At 75.8% G+C, this 14,759-nt stretch carries 13 protein-coding genes; 7 read left to right on the top strand and 6 right to left on the bottom strand.

What is annotated here, in order from left to right; genetic code table 11:
* Positions 1–9 precede the first annotated feature (9 nt).
* Both BLW57_RS33795 and BLW57_RS33790 read right to left on the bottom strand, forming a co-directional pair.
* The gene (locus BLW57_RS33795; protein ID WP_093479507.1) at positions 10–600 is read right to left on the bottom strand and encodes a MarR family winged helix-turn-helix transcriptional regulator; all 591 of its coding nucleotides are present in this window, start codon (positions 598–600) and stop codon (positions 10–12) included.
* The gene (locus BLW57_RS33790; RefSeq protein WP_093479506.1) at positions 597–2,264 is read right to left on the bottom strand and encodes an FUSC family protein; all 1,668 of its coding nucleotides are present in this window, start codon (positions 2,262–2,264) and stop codon (positions 597–599) included. The genes BLW57_RS33795 and BLW57_RS33790 overlap by 4 nt, the downstream gene beginning before the upstream one ends.
* A gap of 165 nt (positions 2,265–2,429) precedes the next feature.
* Between BLW57_RS33790 and BLW57_RS33785 the strand changes: the two genes are divergently transcribed.
* The 4 genes from BLW57_RS33785 to BLW57_RS33770 all read left to right on the top strand — a co-directional run bounded on the left by BLW57_RS33785 (position 2,430) and on the right by BLW57_RS33770 (position 5,597).
* The gene (locus BLW57_RS33785; protein ID WP_093479505.1) at positions 2,430–2,987 is read left to right on the top strand and encodes a DUF5134 domain-containing protein; all 558 of its coding nucleotides are present in this window, start codon (positions 2,430–2,432) and stop codon (positions 2,985–2,987) included.
* 90 nt (positions 2,988–3,077) lie between these two features.
* Positions 3,078–4,013, top strand: coding sequence for a M56 family metallopeptidase (locus BLW57_RS33780; RefSeq protein WP_093481023.1), 936 nt, complete (start codon positions 3,078–3,080; stop codon positions 4,011–4,013).
* Between the two features lie 122 nt (positions 4,014–4,135).
* Positions 4,136–4,852 (top strand): phosphatase PAP2 family protein, encoded by a 717-nt coding sequence (locus BLW57_RS33775; protein ID WP_176985826.1) that lies wholly within the window; start codon positions 4,136–4,138, stop codon positions 4,850–4,852.
* A 10-nt stretch (positions 4,853–4,862) separates the two neighbouring features.
* Positions 4,863–5,597 carry an HAD family hydrolase gene (locus BLW57_RS33770; RefSeq protein WP_093479504.1) on the top strand — a complete coding sequence of 245 codons (735 nt, stop codon included), beginning with the start codon at positions 4,863–4,865 and terminating at the stop codon, positions 5,595–5,597.
* On the opposite strand, the gene BLW57_RS33765 is transcribed toward BLW57_RS33770, so the two are convergent.
* On the bottom strand, positions 5,585–5,833 hold the full coding sequence (locus BLW57_RS33765; RefSeq protein ID WP_093479503.1) for a DUF2630 family protein: 249 nt from the start codon (positions 5,831–5,833) through the stop codon (positions 5,585–5,587). The two genes, BLW57_RS33770 and BLW57_RS33765, sit on opposite strands and share 13 nt — an antisense overlap.
* A gap of 244 nt (positions 5,834–6,077) precedes the next feature.
* Between BLW57_RS33765 and BLW57_RS33760 the strand changes: the two genes are divergently transcribed.
* Together BLW57_RS33760 and BLW57_RS33755 are read left to right on the top strand one after the other, a co-directional pair.
* Positions 6,078–6,752: a TetR/AcrR family transcriptional regulator gene (locus BLW57_RS33760; protein ID WP_093479502.1), complete on the top strand. Its 675-nt coding sequence runs from the start codon at positions 6,078–6,080 to the stop codon at positions 6,750–6,752.
* A 161-nt stretch (positions 6,753–6,913) separates the two neighbouring features.
* On the top strand, positions 6,914–8,248 hold the full coding sequence (locus BLW57_RS33755) for an FAD-dependent oxidoreductase (RefSeq protein WP_093479501.1): 1,335 nt from the start codon (positions 6,914–6,916) through the stop codon (positions 8,246–8,248).
* Between the two features lie 46 nt (positions 8,249–8,294).
* On the opposite strand, the gene BLW57_RS33750 is transcribed toward BLW57_RS33755, so the two are convergent.
* Entirely contained in the window at positions 8,295–8,651 is a 357-nt protein-coding gene (locus BLW57_RS33750) for an ArsR/SmtB family transcription factor (RefSeq protein ID WP_093479500.1), read from the bottom strand.
* Between the two features lie 131 nt (positions 8,652–8,782).
* Between BLW57_RS33750 and BLW57_RS33745 the strand changes: the two genes are divergently transcribed.
* Positions 8,783–9,862 carry an NADH:flavin oxidoreductase/NADH oxidase gene (locus BLW57_RS33745; RefSeq protein WP_093479499.1) on the top strand — a complete coding sequence of 360 codons (1,080 nt, stop codon included), beginning with the start codon at positions 8,783–8,785 and terminating at the stop codon, positions 9,860–9,862.
* A gap of 47 nt (positions 9,863–9,909) precedes the next feature.
* On the opposite strand, the gene BLW57_RS33740 is transcribed toward BLW57_RS33745, so the two are convergent.
* On the bottom strand, positions 9,910–14,199 hold the full coding sequence (locus tag BLW57_RS33740) for a cation-translocating P-type ATPase (RefSeq protein WP_093479498.1): 4,290 nt from the start codon (positions 14,197–14,199) through the stop codon (positions 9,910–9,912).
* A gap of 10 nt (positions 14,200–14,209) precedes the next feature.
* Positions 14,210–14,725, bottom strand: a complete 516-nt coding sequence (locus BLW57_RS33735) for a hypothetical protein (protein WP_093479497.1) — start codon at positions 14,723–14,725, stop codon at positions 14,210–14,212.
* Positions 14,726–14,759: the final 34 nt, after the last annotated feature.

Below are 14,759 nucleotides of genomic sequence, written 5' to 3'. Positions count from 1 at the left end.
CGGGAGCCGCTACGCGCGCAGTGCTCCCGAAAGGCCCTCCAGGCGGCTCAGCAGCTCGGCGAGGAGCCCGGCCAGTTCGCCCTGGCCCTCGGGGGCGAGGACGGAGAGTACGGCCGTCTCGTAGGCGAGTTGCTCGGGCAGGATGCCGTCCACCAGGTCGCGGCCGGCGTCGGTGAGCCGTACGTGGGCGACGCGGCGGTCGCGGGCGTCCACGCGCCGATCGACCAGCCCGCGCTCCGTCAGCTGTTTGAGCCGCTTGGTGACGGCCGCCCCGGACGAGAAGGTCTCCCGGGCGACGTCCCCGGGGGTCAGCTCGTGACCCGTGCGCCGCAGAGCGCCGAGCAGGTCGAACTCGGGGCGGCTGAGACCGGCCCGGCGCAGCGGAGCGTCCTCGGCCTGCTGGAGCAGGGCGGCGCAGCGGTTGATCCGGCCGATGACCTCCATGGGCCCGGTGTCCAGTTCGGGGTGCACCGTCCGCCACTGCCGGACGACGGCGGCGACCGTGTCGTTCCCGGCGGCGCCGGTCGCGCCCTGGTCCGGCGCCCGCCGGTCGTTCGTCACGTCGGCCCCGGCCGCCGGTTCGCCGTTCGTCGCCGTCATGGCCGTGTGTCCTCCGTCGTCCTGCCGGGGTCGTGGTCCTGCGGTGCGCGGCCCCGAGCCCGTACCGTCGCGGCGAGCGTACGGTGTCCGGCCTGCTCGGTGAGTACGACGCGGTCCTCAGGGAGGGCGCGTTGCCACCACTCGCCGGCGGCCGCGTCGGCCGCGGCGCGCAGGTCGACCAGGGCGGCGGCGAGGGTGCGGCGGGCGGACTCCAGGGCGCGCGGTGCCGGGCGCGGCTCGGCGAGCAGGCGGGCGGCGCTCTCACGGGCGCGTTCCGCCGCGGTCAGGGCCTGTTCCAGGCGGTCGCCCGCCCGGCGATTGGTGACCGCCACGGCCGCGACGAAGCCGACCAGCGCGCCGACGAGGGTGTCGGCGACCCGCTCGGTGATCAGCTGTCCCGGGTTCTGGACGCGGGCGAACTCGGTGATGAGCAGGGCCATCGGCGTGACGCAGACGGTGCCGAGCCAGTAGTTGCGGCCGATCAGCGCCTCCGCGCCGAAGTTGAGGGCGAGGCAGCACACGACCAGCGCTGCCGGGTGGAGATGGGCGAGCGGGGCGAGGACGGCGAAGAAGAGGACCCCGACGAGATTGCCGACGACGCGCTGGATGCCCCGGTTCCAGGTGAGGCTGACGTTGGCCTGGTAGAGGGAGGCCGCGGTGACCAGCGCCCAGTAGGGGCGGCCGACGCCCAGCGCGAGGGAGGCGTAGCCGGCCAGCGCGCAGCCGACCGCGGTGCGGGCGGCGATCGGGGCGAAGGGCGCGAGGCGCTGCCGCGACGGGCGCGGAGGGTGGGCGGCTTCGGCTGCCACGCCGAGAAGTTCGTCCGCGGCGCCGCGCGAGGCGGCGATACGCGGGATCCGTCCGGTGCCGCGCAGGCCGCGGGCCCAGGCACGCAGTCGCGCGGGGTCGGCGTCGGCGGGGGCGGCGAGGGCGACCTCGGCGCGGACGAGGAGCTGTTCGAGGGCGCGCCTGGTGGGGTCGGGGCGGGCACCGGTGGCGAGCAGCGACTGCCAGGCGGCGTGGATGGCGGCGGCGCTCGCGGCGCGGGCCCGGGCGTGGCCGTCGGCGGTGCCGTGGGTGTCGGCGTACGCGGCGGCGGCGTTCAGGGCGGTCGCGGTGGCGCGGCGCTCGGGGCCGTGCGGGCGGAGCAGTCCGGGCGCCATGCCGACCAGCCACGCCCAGGCGCCCGCGGCCAGGGCCAGCCCGATGTGCGCGGGCACCTGGCCGGGGGTCTGCGGCACGAACAGGGAGGCGGAGCTGATGAAGGTCAGGACCACGTTGCCGGGCGGGCCGACGCGGGTGGCGTCGCACGCGGTCTTCTGCGCGGCGGCCATGAGCGCGCCGACCGTGACGAGGACGACGGCGTCGGAGGTCAGGGACGCCGCGAGCAGGGACAGGGCGAGGCCGCCGACCATGCCGAGCACGACCCAGGCCAGTGTGCGGGCACGGGCGGCGTAGGGACGGCCGTGGCCGTAGAGGGCGCAGAGCGATCCGGCCATCGTGTACATGGCCAGGTCGAGACGGCCGAGGCCCAGCAGGATCAGGTTGGGCGGGGCGACCGCGGCAACCACGCTCAGCGCGGGCTTGAACCAGATGTCGGAGGGCCTGCCGAGCCGCAGGACTCCGGCGAGGGGAAGACGGCGGGGGGTGGTCGCGCTGCTCATCCATTCAATTTAGCATGTGTTTTACTCGTAAAAGATTTTCCCACCCGCCACGCTCACCAGGCGTGCTCCGGCGAATGCTCCCCGTGTACATCCTTGCGCTCGCGTGCGCTCCGCGCCCCGTGGGCATCGCATCCCTGGACCGAACGTCGAGCGGGGGAGGCGCGCGTGCACGGACCGGTGTCGGCGGCCTGGTTGCTGGTCGCCCTGTGTACGGCCACCGGGGCCTACTGCCTGCTGCGCATGCGCAGCGGAGTCGAGGAGCAGCGCCGCGCCGCGGGCGGTGAGGCGCTGATGGGCTTCGGCATGGCCGTGATGGCCGTACCGGCGGCGGCGTTCACCCCTCCGGTGTGGGCGTGGCCGGTGTACGCGGCGGTGTTCGGCGCGGCGGCCCTGCGCGCCCTGTGGGCCGCGCGCAGGAGCACGCACCACCTGCACCACCTGGTGGGCGCGGGGGCCATGGTCTACATGGCGGTGACGATGGCGGCGGCGCCGGCCGCCGCCCACCACGCGCGCGGCGGCGCGGGGGTGCCCCTGCTGACCGGCGGCCTCCTGCTGTACTTCACCGCCTTCGTGCTGCTCTCGGGCGCCCGGCTGGTGCCGGCCGGCAGCACCGGGGCCGGGACCGGCGTGGTGGCCGCGCGCTGGGGCGACCGTCCGGAGCTCGCCCGGGCGTGCCGGCTGTCCATGGGGATCGGTATGGTCGCGATGCTGCTGACCATGTGACGGCGCCCGCCGGGGTAGGGCGCGTTGCCTGCGTCACTTGGCGCCGTGGACCGTACCCCTGCACCCCTTCGCGCTCATAGGGTGCTGACCATGATGGTCCCCGTGACCCTGCTGCTGCTCGGCGCCCTGACCGCCGTCGTCGCCCCGCGGCTGCTCGCCAGGGCCGACTGGCCGGACCGTGAACCGGTCCTCGCCCTCTGGGTGTGGCAGTGCGTCGTGGCGGCCGTACTGCTGTGCTGCGCCCTGTCGATGACGCTCAGTGCGGCGGCGGCCTGGCAGGCGGTGCGCGGGCACGTCTTCGGCACGGCTCCGCGCGCGGTCGTGGACGCGTACGCCCTCGGCACGGCCGGCCCCTGGGCGGCGCCCACCGCCGTGATCCTCGCCTCGGCCGGCCTGTGGAGTCTGGCGATGCTGGTGCGCGAGGTCGTGGGGGCCCGGGCGCGCCGGCGTGATCGGCAAGCCGAACTCCTCGTGCGCGCACCGCTGTTGCCGGGCGAGGAACAGGCGGCCGACCGGCTGGTGGTGCTGGAGGGCGAGCGCGCGGACGCCTGGTGGCTGCCCGGGACGGCACCTCGACTGGTCGTCACCACCGCCGCACTGCGCCGCTTGAAGGGGCGTCAGCTCGACGCGCTCGTCGCCCACGAGGAGGGGCACGCGCAGGCCCGGCACGACTGGCTGCTGCACTGCTCGGCCGCGCTGGCCGGCGGTTTCCCGCAGGTCCCGGTGTTCGCCGGGTTCTGTGACGAGATGCACCGGCTGGTCGAGCTGGCCGCCGACGACATGGCCTCTCGGCGGGTCGGCCGGCTGACCACCGCGCTGGCACTCGTCGAACTCAACGAGGAACGCGGGGTGTTCGGCCCCTCCCCCGCCCCGCAGGCGCATGTGCCGCAGCGCGTGCACCGCCTCCTGACCCCGCCCGACCGCCTGCCCGTGCTGCGCCGCCTGCGCCTGACGGCGGCCGCCGCCCTGGTACCGGTGATCCCGGTGCTGGTGGCCCTGGTCCCGGGGCTGCGCGCGCTGGGCTGAGCCCGCGTCCGGCGTGCGGGCACAGCTGCGGGCGGAGCCCGCCCCGCCCGCACCGCGGCCCGCCACCGCCGGACGCCGCCCCGCGCTGGCCCCGCGGGCATCCGGTCGGCGAAGATCGCGGGATGCGACAACGGCCCGCCGTCTCCCCGCCCCGTGCCCTGCGCGGCGCGGCCCTCCTGGCCGCCGTTCTCGGTGCCTGTGCCGTGCTGCTGCTCGTCCTCGTCGTCGTCGGATGGCACCCGCTGCTCACCGTGGACGGGGACGTCTCCCGGACCACCCACCGCTGGGCGGTCGGCGACACCGGCCTCACCCGCGCCTTCCGGGTGCTCACGGACTGGGTGTGGGATCCGCTGACCATGCGTCTGGTCGCCGCTGCCGCGGCGGTGTGGCTGGTGTGGCGGCGGGCGGCCTGGTGGTCGGCGCTGTGGCTGGCGGCCGGCGTGGCGGCGGCGACACTCGTGCAGCAGTCGGTGAAGGCTGCCGTCGACCGGCCGCGCCCGGTCTGGCCGGACCCGGTGGACTCGGCCCACTACTCGGCCTTCCCGTCCGGCCACGCCATGACGGCCACCGTGGTCTGCGGCCTCCTGCTGTGGCTGCTGCACCGTCGCGGCGCGGGTCGCGTCCTGTGGCGTACGGCCGTGGCGGCGGCGCTGGTCTCGGTCGTGGGCGTGGGAGTGACGCGCGTGTGGCTCGGGGTGCACTGGCCCTCGGACGTACTGGGCGGCTGGCTGCTGGGGGCGCTGATCGCGGCTCTGGCCGTGGTGGGCCACGAGTGGCCGCGATCCGGCCGCGCGGAGCTCCCCGGCCGGCGCCCGGGGGCCGGGCGCCGGCCCGGGTAGAGTCCGGCGCATGGCTGCCGTGCTGTTCGACTTCTCCGGGACGCTCTTCCGTGTCGAGTCCACCGAGTCCTGGCTGCGTGCGGTGCTGGACGAGCGCGGAGCCACCCTGTCCGGCCCCGAACTGGCCGAGGTCGCACGCGCGCTGGAGGCGGCCGGCGCCCTGCCGGGCGGGGCGATGCCGGTGGAGCTGCCGGCGGACCTGGCCGGCCTGTGGGCGGTCCGGGACGAGAGCGCGGAACTGCACCGGGCCGCCTACACGGGACTGTCCCGCCGGGTCGCGCTGCCCGACCCGGGCCTGCACGACGCCCTGTACGAGCGGCACATGTCCCCCGCCGCCTGGTCTGCCTACCCGGACGCCGGAAAGGTGCTGCGTGCGCTGCGCGAGCGCGGTGTCGGCGTGGGCGTGGTCAGCAACATCGGCTGGGACCTCCGCCCGGTGTTCCGCGAGCACGGGCTCGACCCGTACGTCGACGCGTACGTCCTGTCGTACGAGCACGGGGTGCAGAAGCCGGATCCGCGGCTGTTCTCGGTCGCCTGCGAGGCGCTGGGCGTCGATCCCCGGCAGGTGGTGATGGTCGGCGACAGCAGGGAGGCCGACGGCGGCGCGGCCGCGCTCGGCTGTCGCGTGCACTTCGTGGACCACCTGCCGGTGGCCCACCGGCCCGACGCGCTGCTGCCGGTGCTGGACCTGCTGGACCGAGCGGGGCGGACCGCGCCACGGTCCGGGCGGCTTCAGCCCTGGTAGCCCTCGACCTGGGAGGAGGGCCGCACCTCCGCGTCGTCGGGGTTCCCGCCGAACTCGGCCTTGGCCCGGCGCTGGCGCAACAGGTCCCAGCACCGGTCGAGTTCCTGCTCCAGCCGGCCCAGCCGCTGCTGCTCGGTGGACGTGTCGATCCCGCCCGAGGCGAGCGCCTCCCTGAGCCTGCGTTCGTCCTCGACCATCTCCGTGATCCTGTTCAGGATCTGCTGGTCCTGCTCCATGACCCACCCGCCTCCTCGGCTCGGCACCCGAGCCCACTGTAGGAAGGGACCGGCGGGTCTGCGACAGCAGCGGACCGGGACGGGCGGAGAACGGGCCGAGGACCGGCGCGCCGCACCGCCCGTCTGAGACGATCCCCCGCGTCGCCCCAGACGGACGGCAGCTTTCGGTAGGCCCCGCGTACCGCGGCGCCTGTGATGCGCTGAGTATAGTTGGCTGGCAGCCAGTCAACGCAGGAGTTACAGGATGTCCCCGCGCAGCGCCTCGGTCAATGAAGAGTTGCGGCGGCGTTCCCGTGAGCGGCTGCTCCAGGCGGCCGTGGAGCTGGTCGACGAGCGCGGCTTCGAGGCCACGACGCTCGGCGACATCGCGGACCGTGCCGGTTCGGCGCGGGGGCTGGTCTCGTACTACTTCCCCGGCAAGCGCCAGCTGGTGCAGTCGGCCGTGCACCGGCTGATGCACCGCACGCTGGAGGAGGCCCTGGAGCGGGAGCCGCGCACCGACGACGGGCGCGAACGGCTGGCCCGGGCGGTCGACGCGATCCTCGGCCTGGCCCGGGACCGTCCGGTGCTCATGCGTCAGCACATGGCGGGGCTGCTCCAGGCCGAGGGGTTCGTCCAGTGCCCGGAGCAGCGGCGGCTCTCGGAGCTGCTCGGCGACACGGTCGCCCGGTACGGCTCCCACGACGTCGCGGCCGACTACCCGATGCTGCGGGCGCTGCTGATGGGCGCGGTGTTCGCGGCGCTGGTGCCCGGGGTGCCGATGCCGGTGCCGGCCCTGCGGGCCGAACTGTTCCAGCGGTACGGACTCGACTGGGAGCTGGGTGTGCCGCCGGACAGCGAGACGGCCGCCGGGGCGGGGGACCGCGACCGCGACCTGTCCCGCTTCTTCGCGACGGAGGAACGCCCGAGCGGGCCGTGACCGGGCCCCGGGGGCGGTCCGAGGCCCTCGGGACGGTCGGATCGCCCGCCCCGCGACCCCGACACGCGCCCGGTCGGCCCGCAGGACCCTGCCGCAGCGGGCCTCGCGGTGCCATGCTGGAACCGTCCGCACACCACCTCCTTCGGGCGAGGAGTACCACTGTGCTGCGTGTCGCCGTCGTGGGTTCCGGGCCGAGCGGGTGCTACATCGCCCAGAACCTCGTCCAGCTCGATCCGGACGTCCAGGTGGACGTCCTGGACCGGCTGCCGTGTCCGTACGGCCTGGTGCGGTACGGCGTCGCACCGGACCACGAGAAGATCAAGTCGTTGCAGGGCAGCCTGCGGACCGTGCTGGAGCACGAGCGGGTGCGGTTCCTCGGCGGGGTCCGGGTGGGCGGCCCCGGCGGTCTGCCGGTGGAGCGCCTGCGGACGCTGTACCACGCGGTGGTGTACTGCGTGGGCGCCGCCACGGACCGCCGGCTCGGCGTCCCCGGCGAGGAACTGCCGGGCAGCTGGTCGGCGACCGAGTTCGTGTCCTGGTACAGCGCGCACCCGGACGCGGCAGACGCGGGCTTCCTGCGCGGGGCGCGCTCGGCGGTGGTCATCGGGGTCGGCAACGTCGCGGTGGACGTCACGCGGATGCTGGTCCGCGGCGCCGACGAGCTGCGGCCGACGGACATCCCGCAGGCGGCCCTCGACGCGCTGGCCGGGAGCGGGATCCGCGAGGTGCAGATGGTGGGCCGGCGCGGCCCGGCGCAGGCCCGCTTCACCACCAAGGAGCTGCGCGAGCTGGGCACCATCCCGGACACCGAGGTGGTCGTCGACGCGGGCGAGCTGGCGTTGGGTTCGCTCGACCCGGCCGCGCTCCCGGCCGTGCCGCGCCGCAATGTGGAGGTGCTGCGCGGCTGGGCGGCGCGGCCTCCGGCACCGGCCGGGCGGCGGATCCGGCTGCGGTTCTTCCTGCGTCCCGTCGAACTGCTCGAACACGGGGGCCGGGTGGGCGCCGTGCGCTTCGAGCGCACGGCTCCGGACGGCCGCGGCGGTGTGACGGGGACGGGCCGGTACGAGGACGTGCCCGCCCAGCTGGTGCTGCGCTCGGTCGGCTATCGCGGTGTCCCGCTGGACGGTCTGCCCTTCGACCCGGCGACCGGCACGGTGCCGCACACGGCGGGGCGGGTCGTGCGCGACGGCGTCCCCTCCCCCGGCGAGTACGTCGCCGGATGGATCAAGCGGGGGCCGACGGGTGTCATCGGCACCAACCGGCCCTGCGCGAAGGAGACGGCGCTGTCCCTGCTCGCCGACGCCCCCGCGCTGGCCCGGGCGGACGTGCCGGCCGATCCGGTGGAAGCGCTGCGGGTGCCGGGCGGCGAACCGGTGCCCTGGAGCGGGTGGCTGTCCATCGAGCACGCCGAGGCCGCGCTGGGCGAGCGGCTCGGACGGAGCGTGGTCAAGCTCGCCGACTGGGAGGCGCTGCTGGGGGCGGCGCGACCGTCGTAACGGCGGCAACCGTCGTCCCGGTGCGGGCGGGCCGGGGCGGCGGGCGTCAGACGCGTTCGCGGAGCCTGCGGGCCTGGCGTTCGGCGGCGGCGAGGAGGCTGTCGAGCAGTCCCGGGAAGAGCCCGTCCAGATCGTCCCGGCGCAGGGCGTTCATCTTCGCCGTACCCCGGTACACCTGCCGGATGACACCGCTCTCGCGCAGCACCCGGAAGTGGTGCGTGGTGGTGGACTTGGTCACCGGCAGGTCGAAGCGCGAGCAGGACAACTCGGTGGGCTCCGAGGCGAGTTCGCTGACTATCCGCAGCCGCATGGGGTCCGCGAGCGCGTGCAGCACGCCTTCCAGCCGGATCTCCTCCCGCTCCGGGTGCGGCAGCGCACGGCCGGGGGTGACGGTGTCGGTCACGGCTGCCGCCCTTCGTCGCGGTCGTCTTCGGCTGTGACCATTGTACGAGAGTCATCGTAGTTGGACATCTCTCGTAGTACGAGGGTTATCGTACGAGTCGACCACCGGTCCCGTGACGAATGGAGTCCGTAGTGAGCGCGCTCTTCGAGCCCATCACCCTGCGCGAAGTGACCATCCCGAACCGGGTGTGGATGTCGCCGATGTGCCAGTACTCGGCCGAACCCGAGGGCCCGCTCACCGGTGCCCCGCACGACTGGCACTTCGCGCACTACGCCGCCCGCGCCACCGGCGGCACCGGACTCGTCATGGTCGAGGCCACCGCGGTCGCCCCGGAGGGCCGGATCTCCCCCTACGACCTCGGCCTGTGGAACGACACCCAGGTGGAGGCCTTCCGCCGGATCACCCGCTTCCTCACCACACAGGGCTCCGTGCCCGCGGTCCAGCTCGCGCACGGCGGGCGCAAGGCCTCCACGGAGCGGCCCTGGCGGGGCGGCGCGCCGATCGGGCCCGAGGCCCACGGCTGGCAGCCGGTCGCCCCGAGCCCGCTGCCCTTCGACGAGCGCCACCCGGTGCCGACCGAGCTGACGGCCGAACAGATCCGGGAGGTGGTGGGCCAGTTCGCCTCGGCGGCCCGGCGGGCGCTGGCCGCCGGCTTCGAGATCGCCGAGATCCACGGCGCCCACGGTTACCTGATCAACGAGTTCCTCTCCCCGCACTCCAACCACCGCACGGACGCCTACGGCGGCTCGTACGAGAACCGCACCCGGTTCGCACTGGAGGTCGTCGACGCCGTTCGGGAGGTGTGGCCGCAGGACAAGCCGCTCTTCTTCCGCATCTCGGCGACCGACTGGGCCGAGGAAGGCGGCTGGACGCCCGACGACACCGTCCGCTTCGCCCGCGACCTGCGCGCCCACGGCGTGGACCTGCTCGACGTCTCGACCGGCGGCAACGTCGCCGGCGCGCGCATTCCGACCGGCCCGGGGTACCAGGTCCCGTTCGCCGCGCGGGTCAAGGCGGAGACGACGCTGCCGGTCGGCGCCGTGGGCCTGATCACCGACGCGGAGCAGGCCCAGAAGCTCGTCGCGAACGGTGAGGCCGACGCCGTGTTCCTGGGCCGGGAGCTGCTGCGCAACCCGTCCTGGGCCCGGCAGGCCGCCCGCGAGCTGGGCGGCGAGGTGCGGGTGCCGGAGCAGTACCACCGCTCGGTCTGAGCCCGGCCCCCCGTCCGGACGGGCCCGCCGCACGGCGTGCGGGTCCGTCAGTCCGGCAGCAGTCGTCCGATGGTCTCCTCCAGGCGGGGCAGGGTCCGCTGGCCCGCCAGGGCCAGGGCGATCGCCGCCACCACACCGGCCCAGGCGACCAGGCCGAGCGGGGTGCAGCCGACGGCGCGGCTGACCCCCGGGGTCTGCACCACGGCGACCAGGGCCACGGCGGAGCCGAGCGAGGTGACCTGCACCAGGCGGCTGTCGCGCCGGTCGAGGAGGGTCTGCACGAGCTGGGTGCCGACCACTCCGCACAGGGCCATGGTGCTGGAACGGCGGGCGGTGCCCGGGGTGAAACGGCCGATCAGCCAGGCCGTGACCGCGCCCAGGCAGGTGGTGAGGGCCCGGTGGCGGATCTGCCGCAGCAGGGGTTCGCCCAGGACTCCGGCCGCCTCCTCCACGTGCGCCAGGTCCGCCTCGCCCTCCTTCTGGGTGACCGCCACGGCCATGGACGGGAACAGGTCGGTGAACAGGTTCACCATGAGCATCTGCCGGGTGGACAGCGGCGCCCGCCCGGACAGCAGCGTGCCGAGGATGCCGAAGCCGACCTCGCCCGCGTTGCCGCCGATCAGGATGGCGATGGCGTCGGCCACGCTGTGCCACAGCGCGCGGCCCTCGCCGACCGCGTCGATCAGCACGGTCAGGTCGTCGTCGGTCAGGACGATGTCGGCGGCGTTGCGCGCGGCGGCCGAACCCCGCGCGTTGATGCCGACGCCGATGTCGGCGGCGCGGATGGCGGCGGCGTCGTTGGCGCCGTCGCCGACCATGCCGACCACCCGGCCCGCGTCCCGCAGCGCCTCCACGACCTGGAGTTTCTGCTCGGGTGCCACCCGGGCCACCACACCGGCGTCCCGGAGCATCCGGGCCCGGGCCGCCCGGTCGGCCGCCGCCAGCTCGTCCCCGGTGACCACCACGGTGTCCTCGGGCCAGCCCAGGTCGGCGGCGATGGCCCGCGCGGTCTGCGGGTGGTCACCGGTCAGCATGACCGGCCGCACGCCCGCCTTGCCGAGCCCGCTCACGAGGGCTGTGGAGGTCTCGCGCGGTACGTCGGACAGCGCCAGCAGACCGGTGAACTCCAGGCCGGCCAGCGGCTGGTCCAGGACCTCGGACACGTCGTCGGCCGGGGCGAGCCGCCGTCCGGCCACCGCGAGGACGCGCAGGCCGGCCCCGGCGAGCGCGTGGGCGCCGTCGGAGGCGTGCTCCGGGAGGCCGGCACAGGCGGGCAGCACGGTCTCCGGTGCGCCCTTGACGACGAGCACCGGCACACCGTCCGCGCCGCGGCCGACGGCGGCGGCGTAGCCGCGCGCCGCCTCGAACGGCAGGTCGGCGAGCTGCGTCCAGTCCGGATCGGGGCCGGCCGCCGTCAGAACGGCCTCGTCGGTGGCGTGCACCGGCCGCTCGGAGCCGCCGTTGAGCTTCGGGCAGGCCCGCGCGGCGGCGCGGACCGTGTCCGCGGACCCGGCGTCGTCGACCGCGTGGAGCTTGCCGTAGGCGTCGGAGGTGCGCACCAGCCGCAGCCGGTTCTCGGTGAGGGTGCCGGTCTTGTCGAAGCAGATGGTGTCCATGCGGCCCAGCGCCTCCAGCGTGCGCGGGGTGCGCACGAGAACGCCGCCGCGGCTCAGCCGCCGGGCGGCCGCGAGCTGCGCGACCGTGGCCACCAGCGGCAGGCCTTCCGGTACGGCCGCGACCGCCACCGCCACACCGCCGCTGACCGCCTCGCGGATGGGGGTGCCGCGCAGCAGCGCGAGCCCGGTGACCGCCGCGCCGCCCGCCAGGGTCAGTGGCAGTGCCTTGCGCGTGAGTTCCTGGAGCCTGGCCTGGACGCCGCCCGCCGGGGGTGTGCGGGCGGCGAGGTGCACGGCGCGGGCCGCCTCCGTGCGCTCGCCGGTGTCGACGACGACCGCCCGGGCCTGCCCCGCGACGACGGTCGTGCCCTCGAAGACCATGCAGCGCCGGTCGGCGACCGGGGCGTGCGGGGTCGGGTCCGTCTGCTTCTCCACCGGCAGGGACTCGCCGGTCAGCGCGGACTCGTCGACCTCCAGGCCCTCCTGCCACAGCAGCCGGGCGTCGGCGGGCACGACGTCGTCGCCGTTGAGGTGGATCACGTCACCCGGCTGGAGCTTGCCCGCCTCCACGGTGCGGGTGCCGCCGGCCGGAGCCTCCTGCGCCGTGGGCACGAGGCGTGCCTTCCGCTTCTGGTCCGCGACCAGCCCGGACAGGGCCCGCTCGGCGCGCAGCCGCTGGATGCCACCGACCAGGGCGTTGAGGTCGAGGGCGCCGACGACGAGCAGCGCGTCCACGACCGACCCGAGGATCGCGGACGCGGCCGAGCCCACGGCCAGCACCGGGGTGAGCGGGTCGTGGAGTTCACCGCGCACGGCCTGGCCGAGTTCGTAGGACCAGCGTGCCGGAGCGACGGCGGGGTGCCGGGCGACGCCCTCGGTCGCCTTGCGCACGCGGGCGGTCAGGTCCTCCCAGGGGGTGCTCTCGGCGGCCGGTTCGTGTTCGAGCCGTTCGCGGGCCTCGTCCGGGTCCAGCTCGTGCCAGTGGACCCGGGGCCGCGGGTGCGGGGCGCCGGCGACCGCGACACCGAGCGCGGCCCGCGCCCCGGACAGCAGCGCTGTCGTGGCACCGAGGTCGACGGGTGCGTGCCGGAACCCCGGCAGCACGGCGAGCCGGCCGCGTCCGCCCTTGGCCTCGCCGACGGCCACGAGCAGCCCGGAGAGGGCGGCACCGGAGCGGGCCAGGGTCTGCGACCGCCGGCCGACCGCACGGGCCGCGGGGACGGCGGTCAGCACCCGCCACACGTCGGGCAGACCGTGCAGGGCCAGGATGTCCGCGCCCCAGACGACCGCGCCGTCCTGGTCCGTCAGGGCGATCGACACGTCGCCGGCGCTCAGGCCGGCCAGCACGTCGTGCTCGTCGGCGGAACGCACGCGCGCGACCGTGAGCACGGCACCGGATTCGCCGCGCGCCTCATGGACGACGTCGTCCAGCGGACGGCGGGCGTCGACGACCTGGTCGGCGAGTCCGGTGAAGTCTTCGAGGGCGGGGTCGTCCACGACCACCACCCGGAGGCCGGCGCGGCGGGCCGCGTCCAGCACCGGCTCGGCCCACGGGTCCGCCTCGCCGCCCTCGGTGCGCAGCGCGCCGGGGTGCAGGACGACCGTGCCGACCATCTCCAGCTGGCGCAGCCGGTCCGCGTCGCGGACCAGGACACCGGCCCGCGCGAGTGCGGCGCTGAGTACGGCGTGGAAGGCGGCGGGTCCGTACCGGGCGGCCTTGGGCGAGCCGGCGAGCACCGCCTCCGCCGCCTCGCCTCCGTCGTGCTTGACCAGCAGGGTGGCCGCCGCGCCCAGCACGCTGCCCGCGGAGGCGTGGGAGGCGTACTCCTGGGCCGGGGACTCACGCAGCGGCGGGCGGGGGCCGCCGTCCGCGGCGAGGCTGACCTTCTCCGGCGCGCACAGCTGGTCGTGGACCGAGTCGAAGGCGGCGGCTCGGGCCACCGTCTCGGCCACCTGGCAGGCCCGCAGGGCGCCGTCGAGGACGAGGGAGGTGGGGGTCTGGCCGGCACCGTGGGCGGCGGCGTTCGCGCAGGCCAGCACCAGGTCCATCCGGCCGGGGCCCAGCCGGTCGCGCAGCCGGGCACGGAAGCGCGGGTTCTCCCGCAGCAGCGTCACGACGGCCGTGACCACCCGGGGCGAGGGCGGCAGGCGCAGCGAGTACGCGGTGAGTCCGGCGGCGATGCCCACGCAGTCGACGGCGAGCGTGCTCACGGCGAGGCGTACCCCGGCCGGGTCGGCGGGGTGCGTGGTCTCGTCCAGGTCGCCGCCGGCCAGGAGCAGTCCGTGCCGTTCGGCCAGTTCGGCGGCGTGTTCCACGACCCGGTCGGTGGCCTCTTCCTCGGTGGCGGTCACCACCAGGCGGGCGAGTCCCTCGTCCCAGTAGGCGAGCAGCACGTCGGGGCGCTCGGCCAGCGCCTCGGCCAGGTGTCGGGCCAGGTGGGCCGTGCCGCCCGCGCGCCGGACGTGCTCGTGCTCCAGGGGGCTCAGGGCGAGGTGCGCGCGGGCACCGGCCCGCCAGTGGTCACCGGAGCCGGGCAGCGCGTTGCGTGCCACCCGCGCCACCCGTACGGCGGCATCAGCGCCGCGCACTCCGGCGCGCGCGGTCCCGGCGGCCGCGCCCGCCGCCACCCCGAAGACCGGTGCCGCCGCCCGGGCGAGCAGCCGTGGGGCGGCGGGCAGCAGGCGTGCGGCCGCGGCGGGCGCCGTAAGCAGGCCGAGCACATGTACCTCCTCAGAGCGTGGTGCGGTCGGGGCGTGCCGTGGGGCCGAGCGGGCCGGGGGCCGGCTTCGGCTCGGTGCTCAGGGAGGGTTCGGGGTGCGGTGGCCCGGCGTGGCCGGACTGCCCGGCGCCACCGGGCGTCCTGGCGCCTCCGGTGCCGCTCGCGGCCGCCGCCCCGTGGCCGGGTTCGGCGGGGCCGGACCTCGGTGCCGCGCTGCCCACGTCGTGCGCGGGTTCGGGGCGGTGCACGGGCGCGTCCTCCGCCAGGTGCGAAGGCCGGGGCTGGGTCAGCCAGGCCACGGCGGCACCGGTCAGGGCCACCGGCCACTCCACCACTCCCGCGGCCCCGAGCAGTCCGGCTCCCGCGTACACCGCCAGGCGCCGGCCTCGGGGCGAGACCGCGCCGACCTTGTCCAGGGTGTCCTCCGCCGCCCGGCCCACGACGCCGGCGCCGGGCACTTTACGCAGTACCGAGGCCGCGCCGTGCAAAGGCGCCGTGAGGGTCGACGACGACTTGTGCTCAGCCATGACTCTCCTCGGGTGAGATCGCTTGCCGTGCGCC

Origin of the sequence: Streptomyces sp. 1222.5 (genome assembly GCF_900105245.1) — a bacterium.
Taxonomy (GTDB): Bacteria; Actinomycetota; Actinomycetes; order Streptomycetales; family Streptomycetaceae; genus Streptomyces; species Streptomyces albidocamelliae.
Note: the sequence above shows the minus strand (reverse complement) of the source record. Positions and strands in the feature narration are given on the sequence as shown.

Excerpts from the sequence above, each read along its gene's own strand:
- BLW57_RS33770 (WP_093479504.1), top strand. The coding sequence starts at position 4,863 with ATGGCTGCCGTGCTGTTCGACTTCTCCGGGACGCTCTTCCGTGTCGAG.
- BLW57_RS33765 (WP_093479503.1), bottom strand. The coding sequence starts at position 5,833 with ATGGAGCAGGACCAGCAGATCCTGAACAGGATCACGGAGATGGTCGAG.
- BLW57_RS33760 (WP_093479502.1), top strand. The coding sequence starts at position 6,078 with ATGTCCCCGCGCAGCGCCTCGGTCAATGAAGAGTTGCGGCGGCGTTCC.
- BLW57_RS33735 (WP_093479497.1), bottom strand. The coding sequence starts at position 14,725 with ATGGCTGAGCACAAGTCGTCGTCGACCCTCACGGCGCCTTTGCACGGC.
- BLW57_RS33780 (WP_093481023.1), top strand. The coding sequence starts at position 3,078 with ATGATGGTCCCCGTGACCCTGCTGCTGCTCGGCGCCCTGACCGCCGTC.
- BLW57_RS33790 (WP_093479506.1), bottom strand. The coding sequence starts at position 2,264 with ATGAGCAGCGCGACCACCCCCCGCCGTCTTCCCCTCGCCGGAGTCCTG.
- BLW57_RS33775 (WP_176985826.1), top strand. The coding sequence starts at position 4,136 with ATGCGACAACGGCCCGCCGTCTCCCCGCCCCGTGCCCTGCGCGGCGCG.
- BLW57_RS33795 (WP_093479507.1), bottom strand. The coding sequence starts at position 600 with ATGACGGCGACGAACGGCGAACCGGCGGCCGGGGCCGACGTGACGAAC.